Here is a 14,984-nt window from a genome sequence, read left to right as displayed (position 1 = left end):
GAGAGTTGTTCTCATCTATCTCCATGGGGATTCGAGGTGCCTTCCAAATAGACGTCGAGATATTGTCGGGTGACAGCTTCCGGTGTGAAGCTGGCTGCAAAGTCAGGCCGGGGTGGAAAAGTCTGCTTCCATTTTGGCGCTTCACTGATTGCCTGCTTCATCAGTTGGGCGAGTTTGTGGAAGTCACTTGGCTCGTAAGAGCCGAGTGTCGTCGAGAAATGAGAGATTTCTGGTATTCCGCCGGCCGTAGAGCAAATGGTCGCGCGTCCGGCATTGATGCTTTCAATCAGTGTCCGCGGCAACGGCTCCGGCCAGACGGAGCTAATGAGGCAAACATCCACGGCGGAGTAAAATTCCGCGGACTTTACGAAGCCAAGCCATTTGATCCTCGGATGACCATACTGTCCCTTCAGTTCTCGTTCGTAAGCTTCGAGGCCCTTTCCGGCGATTTTGAGTTGCCAGCCGGAATCGGGCAGCTGTGAGACCGCTTTAAGAACGACGTCGATGCCTTTTTCGGGCTCAATTCGGCCGATGAAGCCGAAAGTCAGGTCGGCATCGGGAGACGGCGGCGCAGGCCCGACGCTGGCGTCAGCGATGTTGTAGACCACCTTGTGTGGTACGCCCGGGAAGAAACCCAGTTTCAGGTGCCGGTCCAGCACATATTGGCTGTTCGAGACCACCGCGTCGACCATGCGGGAGGCGTACAGATAAGGCATGGTCATCGTCTTGCATGCCAGGCAGCGCTGCTCGCAGGTGGTGCCGTTGCTGAAGAGCGTCGATCGCTTGCAGATGAGCGAGTAGTCGCGCAGCGTGTGGACGACGCGAATGTTGCGGCGCTTGGCCTCCGCCCACAGCGACACGGAGAATCCGGTCAGATTGTTGGTGTGAACGACATCAGGCTTTTCGGTGTCGAGAATCGCGCCAAAGCGTTTGCCGGCACGCCTGTTCCAGGTATCACGCAAGTGCCAGCGCAGGCGGTCGAGCCTCGGTGGTTTCTGCGTCTGTCCGAACGGCCAGTATGTATTGTCGATCTGCACCCGGTAGGTACGGATGCCGTTGCGATCTCCGATCGCGACATCGCCCGCCTTCTGCAGGCAGACGACGGCAACTTGATGGCCGTTGCGCATGAAAGCTTCTGCAAGCAGCGATACGGATACCTCGGCTCCGCCCATGATGTCGGGTGGATAGAGGGTGTTCACGATGAGTATCTTCAACGATCGCCTCGTACGTTGATCGAAGACGGGGGCGCACCTCGCTTGCCACGCAACAGCGGGATCTGCAATCGCATTCGAACCCAAAACGGCGTGAACGATCACGCCGGGAACGAGGCCGAAATTGTCATGCGATATTCAAGAAGCAGGCCATGACATCCTGCCCGGACCTTCGCCAACAGCGAGATTCGTCCGGGCAGGCGAGAAGAGAGAGCGCGACTGCTCTTACTTGGAGTTGACCACGACAGTGGAGATGTTCGACGCATTCGTCGAGGCTGCGTCGAGCGGGTTCATGAGCTTGACGAATTCGGTCGACGGCGACTCCGCGACCGAAATCACGTCGTGATCGCGCATCCGGAACGTGTCAGCCTGGAACCAGCCGTCCGGCTTGCTCATGTCGAACTTGTAGACGGCGGGGACGGTCTTGGTCGGGAATTGCGACACGTCGACCCCGACCTGCTGGAGCAGCGGCTTCGGTTCGAAACGATACACATAGATGGATTTGGAATCCGCCCGCGTTCCGTCGAGGCCGCCGGCCTTGGCCAGTGCTTCGGCCAACGACATGTTGTCGTTCTCGAAGGTGAAGCGGCGGTTGTTGGTGCCGCCAATCGATCCCGGCGACGGCGTCGAGCCGAACGCCATATACACTCTCGGAATACGGGTAAGGAAGACGACATCGCCTGGCGCGAGCAGCACGTCCTCGCTGGGATGATGCACCACCGACGACATCGATTCGTTAAAGGTGCGTCCTTCGCGCTTGATCGTGATCGTGCTCTCGTAAGACGGGTATTTGGGGCCGCCTGCACGCGCGATCGCGCTCATCAGGCGGATGCCGCCCGGATCGATCGGGAAGCGCTGCGGCGAATTGACTTCGCCGAGCACGCTGACCTGGTTGCCGCGCTGTTCTGCAACGCTCACGACCACCTGCGGATCGATGGCGCGATCCTTGAGGCGTTCGCGCACGATGTTCGACACGGCGCGCGGTGTCAGTCCGGAGACCTTGATCGATCCGGCGTAGGGGATGTTGATGTTGCCGGACTGGTCGACCTGCTGGCGCGGAATGTCGACGAAGTTGCCCGGCCTTACGCCGGCTTCGCGCGGAATGAACAGGCCGCCCGCCTGGGCTTCGTAGACGGTGACGATGACGATGTCGCCCACGCCGATCGTGACGTCGCGATAATTGCCGCCGGGGAGGTGAGAGAAGATCAGTCCGGCACCGTCCGTCAACGCGTTGGTCGCCTGCAGCACCGCCGGATTGACCGGCATCAGCGCATAGGCCAGTGGCGCGCTCGGTTCGGTGACCAGCGCAGCATGTGTTTGCGTGGCGACGGCATCAGGCGCGTCCAGCGGAATGAAGCCCGCGCAGCCCGCCAGAGAAACGCTGATCGCAGCCGCGGTCAGAATCCGGCTAATCCCGAATTTCAAATGCGCTCGTTCGGTCTTAGCCAATGTTGTTCCCTCACACACACCTAAACTCTGAATGACCGTAGCAACTGTCCAGCTACTGAGTCACTGCCGCGTCTTCGTGTTTATAGTAAAGCACGTATGGCTGTGACCTTCTTGCAACTTGGGAATTCGAGACACGTCTGGATGACTGTCTAAATGTTGCGCGGAGCATCCTCTTTTCTATGCAGCTCGCAAAGTTGACACGCGAACGACGGATCAGTGTCGCGATTAAGGCCAAAGCGCGATCTCGCGAGTCGAACTGCTCTAAGCATGAAGCGCTGATTTTGATCTGAAGTGCGTTTGTCTTTGCAAGCGCGCCCTGCGAAAGGCTGCATCGCTGTCGGCGAGCGAGTTCCATTTCCGTCGACGCTTCGATTTGGAACCCTGACTCCTTGTCGGCGGCGTCGGATTGCCCGATCGGCCAGTGTCGTTGATCACAGATTGTTCGAGAAATCGGACTGTAGCTTGGTCTGCTGCCCGGCTTCGTGCGCGGGCGTGTGCAGAGCGTCGGCATACACCTGAGTCAGGGTGCGGTGGGTCTGCTCGATGTTGTAGAGGCGGCTGAAGCGCTCGAATCCGGCCCGGCCGACAGCAGGCAGATCGAGCTGGCTTGCGCGCTGAAATCCCTCGATCAGCTTTTCGGGCGAGACTTCGTTGCAGAGGACCCCAGTCACGCCATCTTCGACGATTTCCGGCAGCGCGCCGATGCGGAATGCGATGATCGGCTTGGCCGCGCGCATCGCCTCGATTGCCACCAAGCCAAACGCCTCCCAACGCGAAGGAATCGCGACCATGTCAGCCTGGTCCAGTTCGGCCTCGATCTGGCTGCGGTTCATCCAGCCGAGCATCGAGACGTTGGCGGGCAAGTCGCTTTCGTGGAACTTGCTGACGACCGAGGCGCCGATCAGGCGCACATCAAGCGTGTCTCCGAGCGCGCGGGCAGCCTTGATGAGGAGATCATATCCCTTCTGACGATCCAGCCGTCCGATGAAAAGGACTCTGATCTTCTCCGACCGCCAAGGCGCTGCACCTGTATCGAGCGCGGGCCGTTGCTTGGAAATCCCGTTGTGCACAAGGACTAGGCGTTCAGCCGCAATTCCGACCCGCAGGGCATCCGCTCGCTCGCTTTCAGAGATGCAGACGATGCGGTGGGTGAGCTTCGACAGCGCGAGCTCGGTAAACTCAGTGACGTCGCGGCTGAGACGACCCGTCTCGCGGCCGAACGCCCAACCGTGCGGGCAGTAGACGATGCGCGAACGTCGGTTGGCGAGCCACAGCACCGGGCGCACGACCAGCCCGGCGAATGACGAGTGAAGGTGAATGATGTCCGGCTGAAGCTGCCGGACTGCGCGCATGGTTGCAGACAGCATGTGAAACAGGCCGACCGCGCTACGACCGTCGCGCGGAAACGTGGTCACGGCGTCGTCCGCGATATTCACCAGGTCGCTGCGATGGTCGGACGGAATGACGTAGTGAACGTTTCCCTGCCCAAAGCTCGCGCATTGGTGGGGATGGAGCTCGTTGAGATAGGTCGCAATGCCGCCTCTGACCGTTTCGGCGACGTGCAGAACTTTCAGGCCGCTAGGCAACAACGGTCGATCCTTCCTTGTCTTGCAGAAACCATTTGTCGCGCTTCCACGCAGCAAAATTTGGGCCGCATCATCGTATCGAGCGACCGCCTTCGGTTTCAGGATTCAGCTTGGCAAGGAATTCGAGCATGATTGCGGCCGATTTGGCCCACGAATAAGTTGCCAGCCGTTGCCGCTGCCGCTCTTGTTCCACTGTCGATATTCTGCCGAGATCAATTCTTTCGCGCATTCGGGTCGACAATTCGCCCGCATCGAGCGGATCGAAATAGACGGCGGCGTCAGCGCAGGTCTCGCGAATCGCAGGGGCGGAACTCGCAATGACCGGACAGGCGAAATACATCGCTTCCAGGGGAGGGATACCGAAGCCCTCGTAAAGACTTGGAAAAACGAACGCCGCAGCGCGGGCGAACAGCGCTGCGATCTCCTCGTCCTTGAGGCGGCCAGCAATGATGATCCCGTTCCTCGACTCGCTCGTGCCGCCCCCAAAGACCTTGCTATTGTCGCCTCCGACCACGACGAGCGGGAAATCCGCTCGGCCGAGCCGCTCGGCCGCACGGATGGCGGTCTCGACATTCTTGTTCTTCGTCATCGAGCCGACGAAGAGAAAGAACTGGTGGGGCGCAAGGCGCAGCGTCTCGATGATCGAGAAATCCGGATCGACAGTGGCGAAATGCTCTGCGCTGTTCGGAATGACGGGGATCGAGGCGGGGTCCAGTGACAGCACCTCGGCAAGTTCGTTACGAGAAAACGCGGAAACCGTTGCGATCGTTGCTCTGCGCGCCAGCAAATGGCCGAGCGTCCGATGCAGGGCGAGATAGCGCCAGCTGAAGAAGTCCGGCCGCCTGAAAACTTGTGCGTCATGAAGGACAACCAAGTGGTTGCGATGGAACACCGGGCCGGAATTGGCGAGGCTGACGAGGCGCGTGCCGGCGGCCGCTCGCGCCAAATCAATCTGGTCCCACGCGTGCCCTTGCAGCGTTCCGACCTGCTTGACTTGAATGCGGCGGAGACCGGGGAGTTTTCGCGCATCCGGCGGCGTCAGCACTTGCCAGTCTGCATCCAGCAGTTGCGAAGGTGCCGATTTGCTCGCGAGCAAGTGGTCCATCGCCTTGACTATTTCGGCTGCATAGCGCTGCACGCCCGTGAGCGACTGTGACAGGAACCTGCCGTTGATGGAGAATCTCAAGGTCGATCTTTTCTTTGCGCGTCTCTTGCGCGAACGATGCCTCAAGACTGAGCATTCGCGCCGAGCGTACGATTCATAGTGCACGGTCTATGGCGTGTAGCACGTGTCGCGCTGTCATCCGAGCATCCTTGCAAGGCGGTTAGCATGCGAGGATGCATGACGCCATCATGTTTCCTACACATTTCGATGTGCTTACATGCCGATGTGTGTGGACCCGATTGGATTGATGATGATTGTCATCATCGTCCAATCTTGCCTCTGATGTCCCGGTCTGGCATTGCTTCGCGGAATGAACGAGATGACAAGTTTGCGACCAGTGATCGTGACCGGCGCTGCCGGCTTTATCGGAATGCACGTTTGTAAACGGCTGTTGGCGCGTGGCGAGCAGGTCGTCGGCATCGATTCGTTCACTCCGTATTACGATCCGGCTCTGAAGCGGGCGCGCCTTGCAACGCTCGAGCACGCCGGTGGTTTCAAATTCCACGAGATCGATCTCGCAGACTTCGCGGCGGTGACGCACGTGTTCAACGAGGTTTCGCCCGATCGGGTCGTTCACCTCGCGGCGCAGCCGGGCGTCCGCGCCTCGATCGACGATCCCATCACCAGTATTCGCGCCAATTGTGACGGCTTCGTCACCGTGCTCGAGGCCGGCCGGCGCCACGGCCTGGCGCATCTCGTCTATGCCTCGTCGAGCTCGGTCTATGGTGCCAATCGCACCTTGCCGTACTCCACCGAGCAATCGGTGAACCATCCGGTCAGCCTTTATGCCGCGAGCAAGAAGGCCAACGAGTTGATGGCGCACACCTTTGCGCATGTTCACAAGCTGCCGGTGACCGGCCTTCGCTTCTTCACCGTCTATGGTCCGTGGGGACGGCCCGACATGGCCGCCTGGCTGTTCACGCGTGCGATCTTTGCGAATGAGCCGATCAAGATTTTCAATAATGGCGATATGTGGCGCGACTTCACCTATGTCGACGACATCGTCGAAGGCGTGATCCGCACCCTCGACCGGCCCGCAGCGCCAAATCCCGCGTGGAACGCGGAGCACCCGGAAAATTCGTCGAGCTACGCGCCGTATCGCGTCTACAACATCGGCAACAACAAGTCGGTGAAGCTCCTCGAGTTCGTCGAGACTCTGGAGACGATCATCGGCAAGCCCGCGATCCGCGAACTCCTGCCGATGCAGGCCGGTGACGTCCTCGAAACACGGGCTGACATTTCCGCCCTCCAGCGCGACGTCGGTTTCGCTCCGTCGACGCCCATCGCGGAAGGCCTCGCCCGCTTCGTCGAATGGTATCGAGAGTATCACCGCGTGTGATCGCCCAGTCGGATGCAAGGCGCGAAAGCCGCTCGGCCGGAAGCCGGAGTGGTCTGCCTGTCATTCGCGGCGGCTAAGGTTTATTCGGTTCGCGATGCAACCTGCCCTAATGTTGGGCGTGCGACCGGATAGAGAATTGGTCTAGGGTGTTCAGTGGAACATCCGCCTTCAACGGAAAGAGTTTTTCATGCGAATCGCGATGATCGGCACGGGCTATGTGGGACTGGTGTCCGGAGCCTGCTTTGCGGATTTCGGCCACGACGTCACCTGTGTCGACAAGGATGAGAAGAAGATCGCGGCGCTTCATCGCGGCGAGATTCCGATCTACGAGCCGGGTCTGGACGAGCTGGTCGCGACCAACGTCAAGGCCAAGCGGCTCGACTTCACCACCGATCTGGCCAAGCCGGTTGCGGATGCCGATGCGGTATTCATCGCGGTCGGAACCCCCTCGCGCCGCGGCGACGGCCATGCCGATCTCTCTTATGTCTACGCTGCCGCGAAGGAGATCGCGCAGTCGCTCACCGGCTTCACCGTCGTGGTGACGAAGTCGACCGTGCCGGTCGGCACCGGCGATGAGGTCGAGCGCATCATCCGCGAGGCCAATCCAAAGGCCGACGTCGTCGTGGCCTCCAACCCCGAATTCCTGCGCGAAGGCGCAGCGATCCGCGACTTCAAGTTCCCCGATCGCGTCGTCGTCGGCATCTCCGACGAGCGCGGCCGCAAGGTGATGGGCGACATCTATCGCCCGCTGTCCTTGAACCAGGCGCCGCTGATGTTCACCGCGCGCCGTACCGCCGAGATGATCAAATACGCCGCGAACGCCTTCCTTGCGACCAAGATCACCTTCATCAACGAGATCGCGGACCTCTCCGAAAAGGTCGGCGCCAACGTGCAGGAGGTCGCGCGCGGCATTGGTCTGGACAACCGCATCGGCACCAAATTCCTGCACGCCGGTCCCGGTTTCGGCGGCTCCTGCTTCCCGAAGGACACCAAGGCGCTGATCAAGATCGCGCAGGACTATGATGTCTCCTTGCGCATCGTCGAATCCGTGCTGGCGGTCAACGAGAACCGCAAGCGCGCGATGGCGCGCAAGGTCAGCCAGGCGCTCGGCGGTAGCTTGCGCGGCAAGACCATCGCGGTGCTCGGCCTGACCTTCAAGCCCGACACCGACGACATGCGCGATGCGCCGTCGATTCCGCTGGTCACCGGCCTGCTCGACATGGGCGCGAAGGTAAAGGCCTTCGATCCCGTTGGCATGGAGCAGGCCAGGAGCGAGCTGCCGAACATCACCTATTGCGAAGATGCTTACGCGTGCGCGCAGGGCGCCGATGCGCTCGTCATTGTCACCGAATGGGTGCAGTTCCGCGCGCTCGATCTCGACCGGCTGAAGGCGACCATGGCGCAGCCCGTCGTCGTCGACCTCCGCAACGTCTATCGTCCCGAAGAGATGGCTGCGGCCGGTTTCACTTACGAGAGCGTCGGGCGCTCGCCCCAGGCCTGACAAGTCATGCGGAACTGATGATCGCCCGCCTCGCGGGCGAGGCGGGCGAAATCGTTTCCGATGCGATATGATCCGGTCGCGGCTGCCGCCATGGAGACTGTCATGACCGACGATACACACACGATTCGCTGCGGCGGACTCACCGCGACCATCAAGGCGCATGGCGCCGAGATGTGCTCGCTCAGGCACAAGGACGGCACCGAATTCGTCTGGCAGGCAGGTCCGGCCTGGACGCGCCATGCGCCGCTGCTGTTTCCGATCGTCGGGCGTCTTGCCGATGACGAAATGCGGCATCGGGGCGAGACCTACCGGATGACCCAGCACGGCTTTGCGCGCGACAGCCGGTTTGCGTGGACGGAGCGCGGCGAGAGCAGGTGCTCGCTCGTGCTCGAAGACAGCGAGGCCACGCGCGCGCTCTATCCGTTCGCGTTTCGGCTGACGGCGGCCTATGCGCTCGATGAATCCGGTCTCGATCTCTCGCTCACAATCGTCAACACTGGCGGCGAGACATTGCCGGTGTCGCTCGGAGGCCATCCTGCTTTCAACTGGCCGCTTCAGGCCGGCGTGCCGAAGGAGAGCTACGCGCTGACATTCACGCACGAGGAGCCGTCTCCGGTTCGCCGTGTCGAGGGCGGGCTCCTGCTTGCGGCAACGGATCCGAGCCCGGTGCGAGGCACTGTGCTTCCTCTGTCGGAATCCTTGTTCACCAACGACGCCGTCATCCTCGATCCCGTCAACAGCCGCGCCGTTCGCTATGCCGCCACCAATGGCGCCGGTCCCTGGCTCAAGATGTCCTGGCGCGGCTTTCGCGAGCTCGGTGTCTGGTCGAAACCATCGGGCGCGCCGTTCCTTTGCATCGAACCCTGGCGCGGCTATGCCAGCCCCAAAGACTTCGACGGCGAATTCAGCGACAAGCCGGGCCTGATGCAGATCGCTCCCGCGGCGGAGGAGCAGTTGTCGTTCCGCATCGAGGTGGGAACGTCCTAAGCTCTCACACCTCGATCCGCGTGAGATCCTCGCCGATGATGACAGGACCCGAATAGTCCTTCTGAACGTCGGCGAGCAGCGCGTTCAGCATGGCGTCGTCGGTGCGCGGCCTGTGGTGGGTCAGCGCCAGCTTCTTGACGCCGGCCTTGGCCGCGATCTTGCCGACGGTGTCGCCGCAGGCGATCGTGTATTTCGCAAGCCGGCGGAAATGCTCGTTGTTGATCTCAGGCGTTGCCAGAAAGCAGACCTGGACCAGCAGGTCGGCGCCCTCGGCCAGCCGCTCGAGACCGGGGCAGGGGACTGTGTCGCCGGAAATCGCGATGACCTTGCCTTCCGCCTCGAAGCGGTAGCCGAGGCACATCCAGCGCGCGAGGAACGCCGGCGACATGTCGAGACCGTCGCCATGCGAGACGAGCTCGGCGCTGATCTTCCAGCGCCCGGTGTCGAGAATGGGACCCGGAATGATGTCCGTCGCGACCACCGGCTTCCAGCCGCCGAAGGTCGGCTCGCCCTGATCGCGCCAGGCGATGTCCTTGTCGTAGACTTGCGTCACCAGCGTATTGACCAGCCGTTCGGTGTCGGGCGGCCCGAAGATGCGCAGCTCATCCTTGCGCCCATGCATCCATGAATTCAGCATCACATCGTAGAGGTCGCCGATATGATCGAAATGGTGATGGGTGAGGAACACCGTGTTGATGGTGCCGAGCGGCACGCCCGCCTTGCTGAGCTGCACCATGACGCCGCGGCCGGCATCGAACAGGATGTTCTCCTCGCCGAGCCTGATCAGCGTGGTCGTCGCCATGCGGCGCGGGTCCGGCCGCGGGCCGCCGGTGCCGAGCAGAATGACTTCCATGGCGCCTCCTCCCGTGCGAAGCCGGCCGATCCGATCAGACTAGGGTCGAAGGCGGCCGCCAGGCAAGCCGCGCCGACTTGCGCGGCGGAACGCTCGGTTCAATTCGGATTCGGATCAGCGGAATCATGGGTGCCCGCCACGCCGGAAGATTCTTGAAGTATCGATGCGCTCAGTGAGAAGTGTGGGGCAATTCATAGTAAATGGTTCAGGACCGTGACCTATATTGTTTGGGCGACGCAACACGCCTAGTATTCCGGCATGCAATTCGGGGGCTCGAATAGGCCGTGAATGTCCGTTCACAAGACAGCGCATCACGCGGCGATCTGAATTTGTCCACCGGGTCGCAGGGACACAGGATATCCAACATCGTGGCTGATTCCGCGCTTCGGGAACTGCGGCCCATCGGACGCGAGCGGCTGATCGTCGTGGAAGACGATCCCGTGACGCGAACGATGCTGGTCGGTTACTTCAGCGAGAACAATTTCGACGTGGTCGGCGCCGGCACCTGCGCGGAATGCCGCCAGGCGCTGCGCGCGCGCACCGACCTCGTCTTCCTCGACGTGCAGTTGCCCGACGGCGACGGCTTCGAGCTCGCCAAGGAGATCCAGGCGACCAGCAACGCCGGCATCATCTTCGTGACCCGCAGAGACACCGACGTCGATCGCATCCTCGGCCTCGAGATCGCCGGCGATCATTACGTCACCAAGCCGATCAATCTGCGCGATTTGCTGGCGCGAGCGCGCAGCGTGCTGCGGCGGCGCTCGATCGACCGCAAGGCGGCACGCAACCACAATTCGATCGCTTTCGGCGACTGGATCATCGACCTGACGCGGCGCGAGCTGCTCGGCAGCGACGGCAAGCCGGTGGCATTGACGCGCGCCGAGTTCGACCTGCTTGCCGCGCTGGTCGGCGCGGACGGACGGCCGCTGAGCCGCGACTATCTGATCGAGGTCGTCAGCAACCGCCAGGCCGAGGTCGACATCCGCACCGTCGATGCGCTGGTGGCGCGGCTGCGCCGCAAGCTCGTCGGCAGCGGCACGCCCGTCATCGCCACCGTCACCGGTGTCGGCTACAAGCTCGCGCTCAGCGAACGGCTCTAGCTCGGTCCGCGGTCGCGTGCCTATCGCGCGCGCGAGCTCTGGTCCGTCGATGTCCTTTGGGTGCCGCCGGCGAGCTGGTCGTCGACCGCGTAGAGCGTGCAGGTCGGCGACCATTTCATGCAGGCCGCCAGCGAATCGCGTCGCGCGTCGTCCACGGTGTCGCGCCCCGAGCGCCAGCCGTAACCGCCATTGGGGGACACGGCAAAAGCCTTGTGCGGCGTGGTGCTGGCGAGATAGCGCGAGAACTCGGCTTTGGCCGCGTCGTTGAGCTGGCCCGGCGGCGGCAGCGGATCGGGCGCGCTCAGCATGTCGTGGGCGAGCCCGCGCTCGCGCAGGAAGGCGTCGAGATAGGGCGTCCATTGCGGGCGGGCCACCACGGAATAGAGATAATGGCCGTCATCGCTGTAAGGCGGCGCCGTGACGAACTTGGCGTTGCCGCCGCCGGCACGGAATCCGTCGTAAAAACGTCGCGCCAGGGCGGGGCCGAAATAGGAATCGTTGGCCGCATAGACCCACAGCATCGGCACGCGTGAGGTCTTGCCGAAGCTGGCAAAGGCCTGCACCAGCCCATCCTCGTTGCAGACGTCGTCATCGTCGCGCGAGCCGCGACCGCCGGCAAAGCTGATCGCGGCGACGAGGCCGGCCGGGGCCTGCGCGGTCAGCGCCACGGTGGCGAGCCCGCCGGCGGAATGGCCGGCCGCGATCATGCCTGACGTGGTGACATCGGGCCGCCGTGTCATCGCATCGATTGCGGCGCGCAAGTCGGCGACCGCAACGGCTGCCGCCGGCAGATAGGCCGCATTGGCACAGCCGCCGACGCTGTCGATGCGCCCGCCGGGCGAGGTGCCGTAGCCGCGCCGCATCACGATCAGCGCGGCAAAACCGCGCCGGGCATATTCCAGCGCAATGCCGTAATATTTGTGCGCCGACATCGTCGCGCGGTCGTCGAAGCTGCGCGGCGAGCCGTGGCTCAGCAGCGCCAGCGGATAGCGCTTGGTCCCGGCCGGGCGGACCAGAAACGCCTCCAGCCCCTGCGGTCCGGCCTCCGCCATCGGGATGCGCAAATCCTCGGTGTAGAACTCCGTGGCGTTTGCGCGAGTTGCAACCCCCGCGATGACAAGCAGGATGAGCACGGGCAGATGCCAGCGCGCCAAGTCCATGGGTGGATGATTCTCCGTGGCCGCGAGAATCATATCAGAATCGCAGGCCCCGGCGAGCGGGCGTTGTTCGGATCGGCCTGGAGGCCTCAGGACCCGAAGGGTCGCGTGAGCGCTGCAGCGCTCAAACAACGCGCTTGGCGCCTGCGCCAAGCGTTCATTTCAGCGTCTGAAGATAGGCGATGACGTTGGCCCGATCGGTGGGGCTCGGCAATCCCTTGAAGAACATCTTGACGCCGTGGACGTCGCCGCGGGGGTCGGCGAGGTAGGCGTCCAGAGCGGTTGACGTCCAGGGCTCCTTGTTGGCCTTCATGGCATCAGAATAGGCGAAGTCGGGAACGGCGGCGGGCTTGCGGTCGACGACATTCCAGAGGCTCGGGCCGACCTTGTTCACCCCGATCACCGCCGCGTGGCAGTTCTCGCAGGTTCGCTGGAAGACGGCCTTGCCCGCGGCCGAATCGCCATCGGCGGCGGAGGCCGGCCGCGGGGTCAAAGACGACGCCACCAGGGCCAGCATGAGCGCGAAGATCAGACGTCCAGTCATCTTGAGTCCACTCCCTCAAGGGATCAGCAAGGGGATCAGCAGGCCAATCCTGCAAATCCCGACTTTCCTTGATCAAACGGAGAGCAGCGTGCCCACGCGGGGCGGCAGCGTCTTTGTCCTGCATCAACCGAGACCCGGGACCAAAGTACGAGGAGCGCTATGCGTCATCGCCATGGATCATCCGGTGCCCGGTCGGCGTTGTCGGTCGATCGTTGACCGGAGGACGACGTCGGCCGGTCCGGCAAGCGGCTTGGCGATGCGCCGGCCGATGGTATGGTGTTCTAGGCTGTCGTTTGAAGGTACGGAGAGTTGAAGTGGCAGAAGTCGATCCCGCGGCGGGTAAGCCGGTTGCGCCGAGCGCGCTTGCCAATGTTCCAAGGCTGGTGACGGCCTATTTCGCCAACAAGCCGGACGCATCGGATCCGGCGCAACGGGTGGCGTTCGGGACATCAGGCCATCGCGGCACCTCGTTCAAGAACACCTTCAACGAGGGGCACATCCTCGCGACCACGCAGGCCATCTGCGACTACAGGAAAGAGAAGGGACTGACCGGCCCGCTCTTCATCGGCATCGACACCCACGCGCTGGCCGAGCCGGCGCTGGCGAGCGCGGTCGAGGTGTTCGCGGCGAACGGCGTCGAGATCATGATCGACAAGGACCACGGCTACACGCCGACGCCCGTCATCTCGCACGCGATCCTCACCTACAACAAGGGCCGCACTGGCGGCCTCGCCGACGGCGTCGTCGTCACGCCCTCGCACAATCCCCCCGAGGACGGCGGCTACAAATACAATCCGCCGCATGGTGGCCCGGCCGACACCGACGCGACCTCCGTGGTCGAGAAGCGCGCCAACGCCTATCTCGCCGACGGCCTCAAGGGCGTGAAGCGCATCGACTATGCCAGGGCGCTGAAATCGTCGACCGTCCACGCCTACGATTACATCACGCCTTACGTCGCCGATCTCGGCAATGTCGTCGATCTCGAGCTGGTCAAATCCGCCGGCATCAATATCGGCATCGATCCGCTCGGCGGCGCGGCCGTGCACTACTGGCATCCGATCATTGAGCGCTATGGCCTGAAGGCCACCGTCGTCAACGAGGCGATCGACCCGACCTTCCGCTTCATGACGGTGGACTGGGACGGCAAGATCCGCATGGATTGCTCCTCGCCTTACGCGATGGCGAGCCTGATCGCGATGCGCGACCGCTTCGACGTCGCCTTTGCCAACGACACCGACGCCGACCGCCACGGCATCGTCACGCGCACCGGCGGCCTGATGAATCCGAACCATTATCTGGCGACCGCGATCTCCTATCTGTTCGCGCACCGCCCGAACTGGGGCAGAGATGCTGCGATCGGCAAGACCGTGGTGTCGAGCTCGATCATCGATCGCGTCGCCAAGAAGCTCGGCCGCAAGCTGGTCGAGACGCCGGTCGGCTTCAAATGGTTCGTCGACGGGCTCCTCACCGGCAGCTTCGGCTTCGGCGGCGAGGAGAGCGCAGGGGCCTCGTTCCTGCGCCGCGACGGCTCGGTGTGGACCACCGACAAGGACGGCGTCATCCTCGGCCTGCTCGCCGCCGAGATCATGGCGAAGACCGGCCGTGATCCGAGCCAGTTGTTCGGCGATCTCACCGCCGAGTTCGGCGTGCCGCATTACGCGCGCATCGACGTCGCCGCGACCGGACCGCAGAAGAACATCCTGAAATCCGTGACGCCCGAACAGCTCGGCCTCAAGGATCTCGCCGGCGACCCCGTCCGCTCAACGCTGAGCAAAGCGCCCGGCAACGGCCAGCCGTTCGGCGGCATCAAGGTCGAAACCGATTTCGGCTGGTTCGCGGCACGGCCGTCGGGGACGGAGGATGTGTACAAGATCTATGCGGAAAGTTTCCGCAGCACCGATCATCTGAAGCGGATTCAGCAGGAAGCGCAGGCCGGGCTCGCGAAGGTGTTTGGGGCGTAGCTCTCGCTCAGGCGACAGTGCGCTCCCTCTCCCGCTTGCGGGGGAGGGCTGGGGTGGGGGTCTCTCCGCGCTGGGACTCTTCGAGGTCTACGGAGAGCATCCCTGAGTGGATAGAGCCCCCACCCGGCGCT

General features: G+C 62.8%; 12 protein-coding genes. 5 read left to right on the top strand and 7 right to left on the bottom strand.

Annotation, left to right across the window (positions count from 1 at the left end):
• Positions 1-11 precede the first annotated feature (11 nt).
• The 4 genes from ACWAT4_RS32635 to ACWAT4_RS32620 form a co-directional block, all read right to left on the bottom strand.
• Complete coding sequence (locus ACWAT4_RS32635) at positions 12-1,214, bottom strand: glycosyltransferase family 4 protein (RefSeq protein ID WP_212299838.1); 1,203 nt, start codon at positions 1,212-1,214, stop codon at positions 12-14.
• 222 nt (positions 1,215-1,436) lie between these two features.
• Positions 1,437-2,636, bottom strand: a complete 1,200-nt coding sequence (locus tag ACWAT4_RS32630; RefSeq protein ID WP_249149210.1) for a polysaccharide biosynthesis/export family protein — start codon at positions 2,634-2,636, stop codon at positions 1,437-1,439.
• 455 nt (positions 2,637-3,091) lie between these two features.
• Positions 3,092-4,246 (bottom strand): glycosyltransferase, encoded by a 1,155-nt coding sequence (locus tag ACWAT4_RS32625; protein WP_212299836.1) that lies wholly within the window; start codon positions 4,244-4,246, stop codon positions 3,092-3,094.
• 70 nt (positions 4,247-4,316) lie between these two features.
• Positions 4,317-5,432 carry a glycosyltransferase family 4 protein gene (locus ACWAT4_RS32620; protein WP_449729026.1) on the bottom strand — a complete coding sequence of 372 codons (1,116 nt, stop codon included), beginning with the start codon at positions 5,430-5,432 and terminating at the stop codon, positions 4,317-4,319.
• A 298-nt stretch (positions 5,433-5,730) separates the two neighbouring features.
• On the opposite strand from ACWAT4_RS32620, the gene ACWAT4_RS32615 reads away from it, so the two are divergent.
• The 3 genes from ACWAT4_RS32615 (at position 5,731) to ACWAT4_RS32605 (ending at position 9,238) form a co-directional block, all read left to right on the top strand.
• Complete coding sequence (locus tag ACWAT4_RS32615; RefSeq protein WP_449729025.1) at positions 5,731-6,750, top strand: NAD-dependent epimerase; 1,020 nt, start codon at positions 5,731-5,733, stop codon at positions 6,748-6,750.
• Between the two features lie 187 nt (positions 6,751-6,937).
• A complete protein-coding gene (locus ACWAT4_RS32610) occupies positions 6,938-8,251 on the top strand; it encodes a UDP-glucose dehydrogenase family protein (RefSeq protein ID WP_449729024.1) in 1,314 nt (437 codons plus the stop codon).
• Positions 8,252-8,353: 102 nt separating this feature from the next.
• Positions 8,354-9,238, top strand: coding sequence for an aldose 1-epimerase family protein (locus ACWAT4_RS32605; RefSeq protein WP_449729023.1), 885 nt, complete (start codon positions 8,354-8,356; stop codon positions 9,236-9,238).
• 4 nt (positions 9,239-9,242) lie between these two features.
• Here the strand turns inward: ACWAT4_RS32605 and ACWAT4_RS32600 are convergent, their stop codons facing one another.
• Positions 9,243-10,091 carry an MBL fold metallo-hydrolase gene (locus tag ACWAT4_RS32600; protein ID WP_212297444.1) on the bottom strand — a complete coding sequence of 283 codons (849 nt, stop codon included), beginning with the start codon at positions 10,089-10,091 and terminating at the stop codon, positions 9,243-9,245.
• 284 nt (positions 10,092-10,375) lie between these two features.
• On the opposite strand from ACWAT4_RS32600, the gene ACWAT4_RS32595 reads away from it, so the two are divergent.
• A complete protein-coding gene (locus ACWAT4_RS32595) occupies positions 10,376-11,191 on the top strand; it encodes a winged helix-turn-helix domain-containing protein (RefSeq protein ID WP_212297445.1) in 816 nt (271 codons plus the stop codon).
• Between the two features lie 20 nt (positions 11,192-11,211).
• On the opposite strand, the gene ACWAT4_RS32590 is transcribed toward ACWAT4_RS32595, so the two are convergent.
• Both ACWAT4_RS32590 and ACWAT4_RS32585 read right to left on the bottom strand, forming a co-directional pair.
• Positions 11,212-12,351 carry an alpha/beta hydrolase family protein gene (locus ACWAT4_RS32590; protein ID WP_449729022.1) on the bottom strand — a complete coding sequence of 380 codons (1,140 nt, stop codon included), beginning with the start codon at positions 12,349-12,351 and terminating at the stop codon, positions 11,212-11,214.
• A 154-nt stretch (positions 12,352-12,505) separates the two neighbouring features.
• Entirely contained in the window at positions 12,506-12,892 is a 387-nt protein-coding gene (locus ACWAT4_RS32585) for a c-type cytochrome (protein ID WP_212297447.1), read from the bottom strand.
• A 314-nt stretch (positions 12,893-13,206) separates the two neighbouring features.
• On the opposite strand from ACWAT4_RS32585, the gene pgm reads away from it, so the two are divergent.
• Positions 13,207-14,853, top strand: coding sequence for a phosphoglucomutase (alpha-D-glucose-1,6-bisphosphate-dependent) (gene pgm, locus ACWAT4_RS32580; protein WP_449729021.1), 1,647 nt, complete (start codon positions 13,207-13,209; stop codon positions 14,851-14,853).
• Positions 14,854-14,984: the final 131 nt, after the last annotated feature.

Source organism: Bradyrhizobium sp. T-1, from assembly GCF_053592855.1.
The sequence above is the reverse complement of the archived record's forward strand: the minus strand, read 5'-3'. Positions and strand labels throughout refer to the sequence as shown.